Raw genomic sequence first — 414 nt, forward strand, 5'->3', positions numbered from 1 at the left:
GGAGAGCATCGACTCCCCCGCGGCGACTCGACGGACCGACTCGATGATCTCCAACGGCGGAGTGTCCTTCAGGAGGAATCCGACGGCGCCCGCCCGAAGTGCCCGCAGAATGTGCTCATCGGTGTCGAAGGTGGTGATCACGACGACGGCGGTAGGGCTCTCGGATGCCTGCAACGCCTCGGCTGCTGACAGGCCGTCCATCCCCGACATCCGGATGTCCATGAGAACCAGATCGGGTTTCAGGCGGCCGGTCGCCTCGATCGCCTGGGCGCCATCACTCGCTTCCCCGACCACCTCGATGTCATCGCTGGCGCTGAGCACCAACGACAGTCCTACCCGCACCAGCGGGTCGTCGTCCACTATCAGCACCCGAATCACGTCTGCCACGGCAGCCACACCTCCAGACAGAACGAC

Annotated in this window: 1 protein-coding gene; it reads right to left on the reverse strand. The window is 65.0% G+C overall.

Features of this window, described 5'->3' with window-relative positions:
- Nucleotides 1–387 (reverse strand): response regulator (locus C1I97_RS38915; protein ID WP_181447140.1); only part of this gene is annotated, 387 nt, incomplete at its 3' end.
- Between the last annotated feature and the right edge of the window lie 27 nt (nucleotides 388–414).

Origin of the sequence: Streptomyces sp. NTH33 (assembly GCF_003236365.1) — a bacterium.
Classification (GTDB): domain Bacteria; phylum Actinomycetota; class Actinomycetes; order Streptomycetales; family Streptomycetaceae; genus Streptomyces.